Here is a 3,974-nt window from a genome sequence, read left to right on the forward strand (position 1 = left end):
TTGGGCTTGCCTTTCAGATCATCGACGACATTTTAGATGTGACGCAAAGCTCAGAAGCGCTCGGTAAGCCGAGCCTGAGCGATTTTGCGGAGGGTAAAACTACCCTGCCCTACATCTATTTATACGAAAATTTAGATGATGCGGATCGGCAAAAGCTAAAATCATTTTTTAAAAAACAGCTTCGCCAGAGCGAAATTTCATGGATTAAGACAAAATTTATCGAGCACGGCATCATCGAGCGCTGTATAAACGAAGCTCGTGCCTACGGGCAAAAGGCGCTCGAAGCCGTGGCGGAATTTAAAAACGACAAGCTGGAGCAAATCGTGCGAGATATGATAGATAGGGAGTTTTGATGGCGTATATGAGCGTGAGCTTCACCCACAAAAACACGGATATCACGGTTCGCGAGAAACTTTCGTTTTCAAACGATGTGCGCAAGAAAGAAATTTTGCGCCTTTTGGCTTCAAACTCCGCGATAGAGGAGTGTTTGGTGCTTAGCACCTGCAACCGAGTAGAAATTTTTACCGTCGTAAGCGACTTTGATGAAGCGCAAAAGTTCGTGCTTTTGGCACTTTCGCGCGTAAGCGGCGTGAGCTACGACGAGCTAGCCGAGCGCGCCGATATTTACGAGGATTACGGCGCGATACACCACCTTTTCGCCGTCGCAGCCTCTCTTGATAGCCTCGTAGTGGGCGAAACTCAGATCGTAGGCCAGCTCAAGGACGCCTTTAAATTTGCCAAACAAAACTCCCACGCGGGCGCACAGATCGCAAGAGCGATAGATGAAGCGCTAAAATGCGCGGCGCGTATCCGTAACCAGACCGAAATTTCAAAAAACCCGATCTCGGTCTCAAGCGTCGCCGTGGCGATGGCAAAGGAGAAGCTGGGCTCTTTGCAGGGCGCGGATGCCGTAGTGCTGGGCGCGGGAGAGATGAGCGAGCTAGCGTGCAAACACCTGCTCGCAAGCGGCGCAAATATCACGATCTTAAATCGAAATTTAGCCGGCGCGCAGAGGCTAGCCGCCTCGCTACTTGGCGAGAATTCCTTGGATGCAAAAAATTGCGCGGATGAAAATCCCGGCACAGGAAAAAATTCGGACGGCTTAAATTCCGGAAATGTCGCGAATTTCGCGGGCGAAAATGTCGCGCAAAAACAAAATTCCAAAGACGGCGTAAATTTTAATAAAGAGACTTTTACAGACAGCAATGAATCTCGCATAGCAGGCAAAAATCCCAAGGACGATAAAAATTCCACCGCCTGCGCAAATTCCTCCGCGCAGGTACAATCCCGTATTAAAATCGATAGCCTTGATAATCTCAAAAAATATCTAAACGTAAATAGCCTATTTTTCAGCGCTACGGGCTCGCAAGAGCCGATCATTACCGATAGCTTGTTAGAACCCAAAAGCTTTAAACGATATTTTTTCGATATCGCCGTGCCGCGCGACGTGGAGCTTAGCCAGAGCGAGGATATTGAAGTTTACAGCGTCGATGATCTGGAAGAGATCGTAAAGAAAAATTTGCTGCTTCGCGAGGAGCAGGCGCAGATCGCTTACTCGATCGTAGCAAAATGCACGAATGAATTTTTCAAATGGCTGAGGGCGGCGGCATCCACGCCGATCATCAAGGCTTTGCGCCAAAGCGCAAAGCAAGTAGCCGAGATAGAGCTAGCCAAAGCGCTTAAAAAGGGCTATCTAAAGCACAGCGATGCAGAAGAAGCACGCAAGCTGATCCATCAGGTTTTTAAAGCGTTTCTGCACGCTCCGACGGTAAATTTAAAAAACCTTGGCGAAGCGGACGATGCTGACGGCACGGTAAACGCGCTGGTCGAAATTTTTGAACTGCAAGAAAACTACGAAAAATTTTTAAATCAAGAAAACGAGAAAAAGGACAGACAGAATGAAATTTAGCAAGCTTTTCGCTCCGAGCCTAAAAGAGGCTCCCAGAGACGCGGTACTACCTAGCCACGCGCTTTTGATCCGCGCGGGATTTATCGAGCAGCTGGGCAGCGGGCTTTATAATTTTTTGCCGCTAGGAAAGATAGTGCTGGAGCGGATCTGCGCCGTCATCAGGCAGGAGATGGACGCTGCGGGCGCGCAGGAGGTCTCTTTTAGCGTCGTGACGTCCGCGGATGCGTGGAAAAAAAGCGGTCGCTACGCCAAATACGGCAAGGAGCTATTGCGCTTCAAAGATCGCAAGGATAACGACTTCGTGCTAAGCCCTACCAACGAGGAAGCGGCGGTTTTGATGATCGCGGATAAGATCACGAGCTACAAGCAGCTGCCGCTAAATATCTATCAGATCAATACGAAATTCCGCGACGAGGCGCGCCCTCGCTTTGGGCTTCTGCGCGGACGCGAGTTTACGATGAAGGATGCCTATAGCTTTCACGCAGACGCCGCGGATATGAAGCGCGAGTTTGAGGTGATGAGGCAGGCGTACTCGCGGATTTTTACGCGACTGGGGTTAAATTTCCGCGCGGTCGATGCGGACAGCGGCGCGATCGGCGGTAGCGGTAGCAAGGAGTTTATGGTGCTGGCGGATAACGGCGAGGACGATATCGTCGTGTGCAATCGCTGCGACTACGCCGCAAACATCGAGGCTGCGCGCCGCGCGCCCAAAACCACGAACGCCGCCGCGCCTGAGACCGACGGTATGATGAAATTTAAAACCCCCGCGATGAAAACGATCGACGCGGTGGCGGAATTTTTCAAAGTGGATAAATTCTACACTATCAAAGCGGTGATCAAAAAAGCGCTATACGAGGATCGCAGCGAGATCGTAGCGTTTTTTATCCGCGGCTGCGACGAGCTGCAAGAGACCAAGGCGCAAAACGCCTGCGGTGCGCTAGAGCTAATCGATGCCAGCGAGGAGGAGATCGCGCAAGCGGGCTTTACGGCGGGCTTTTGCGGACCTTTCGGGCTCGGCGAGGGGGCGAAATTTTACATCGATGCCGAGCTAAAAGGAGCGCGCGAGATGATCGCGGGCGCAAACGAGCCCGATTACCACTACGTGGGCGCTAACGTGATAAATTTTAACGAATCACGCTTCGCGGATCTTACCGCCGTGGGCGAAGGCGACGCATGTCCGTGCTGCGGCGGGGAGCTTGGCATCACGAAAGGCATCGAAGTGGGTCATATCTTTCAGCTCGGCACGCGCTATTCAGAGCCGATGGGAGCGCGATTTTTGGACGCAAACGGCAAGGCACAGCCGTTTTTTATGGGCTGCTACGGCATCGGCGCAAGCCGCCTTATCGCCGTGGCGATCGAAAGCAGCCACGATGAGCGAGGCTGCGTGTGGCCGCGCGAACTGGCACCTTTTGAGCTTGAGATCATCATTTCAAATCACAAAGACGCGGCAGCGGTAGAATTTGCCGAGAAACTATACGAGCAGTGCCGCGTGCTGGGCGTTCGCGCGCTGCTCGACGATCGCGCGGAGCGCTTCGGCGTGAAGATGAACGACTTCGAGCTGATGGGCTTTCCGTACGCAGTGCTCGTGGGAAAAGCCCTAGCAGAGGGAAGCGTCGAGTTCATCACCCGCGCAGGCCTAAAGCGGCAGAGCGTAAGCGCGGATGAAATTTTAAAACTTATCGAGAAAAAATTAGCCGAGAAAAAATTAGTAAGCGCATGAAATTTGGCCCTAAATTTGGGCTAAATTTTGCCGCCATATTTTAAAATTTGCGAGGCGCTTTTGCTACCGGCGCGGCATAAAATTTTATAAATTTACCGCGCTAGCCGCAGCAAGAATAGGTTTTTGAGCTCGGACGGAGCATAAAATTTTATAAATTTACTATTTTGCCGCGCAGAGATACCATCAAGGCACAATGATAAAATTTACGCTTAAGCCGCACCGCCATTTCACTGCGGCTAAATTTGAAAGCATGAGTTTGCGCGCGGTACCGCACCGCCCTCTCAGCCGCATGTGAATAAAATTTCCGCCTTTGACCGCGCAAGCAAAAAGCAAAGGGCGCGTTTC

3 protein-coding genes are annotated in these 3,974 nt (G+C 51.4%); all 3 read left to right on the top strand.

What is annotated here, in order from left to right; all coding sequences use genetic code 11:
- A partial coding sequence (locus Q0236_RS08530) for a polyprenyl synthetase family protein (protein WP_297916896.1) occupies positions 1-353 on the top strand: 353 nt, incomplete at its 5' end.
- Positions 353-1,909, top strand: coding sequence for a glutamyl-tRNA reductase (gene hemA / locus Q0236_RS08535; protein ID WP_297916897.1), 1,557 nt, complete (start codon positions 353-355; stop codon positions 1,907-1,909). The genes Q0236_RS08530 and hemA, both read left to right, overlap by 1 nt.
- Complete coding sequence (locus Q0236_RS08540; RefSeq protein WP_297916899.1) at positions 1,899-3,629, top strand: proline--tRNA ligase; 1,731 nt, start codon at positions 1,899-1,901, stop codon at positions 3,627-3,629. Before hemA ends, Q0236_RS08540 begins: the two co-directional genes overlap by 11 nt.
- The last annotated feature ends 345 nt before the right edge of the window (positions 3,630-3,974 follow it).

Origin of the sequence: uncultured Campylobacter sp. (assembly GCF_938031315.1) — a bacterium.
GTDB lineage: Bacteria > Campylobacterota > Campylobacteria > Campylobacterales > Campylobacteraceae > Campylobacter_B.

Excerpts from the sequence above, each read along its gene's own strand:
- hemA (WP_297916897.1), top strand. The coding sequence starts at position 353 with ATGGCGTATATGAGCGTGAGCTTCACCCACAAAAACACGGATATCACG.
- Q0236_RS08540 (WP_297916899.1), top strand. The coding sequence starts at position 1,899 with ATGAAATTTAGCAAGCTTTTCGCTCCGAGCCTAAAAGAGGCTCCCAGA.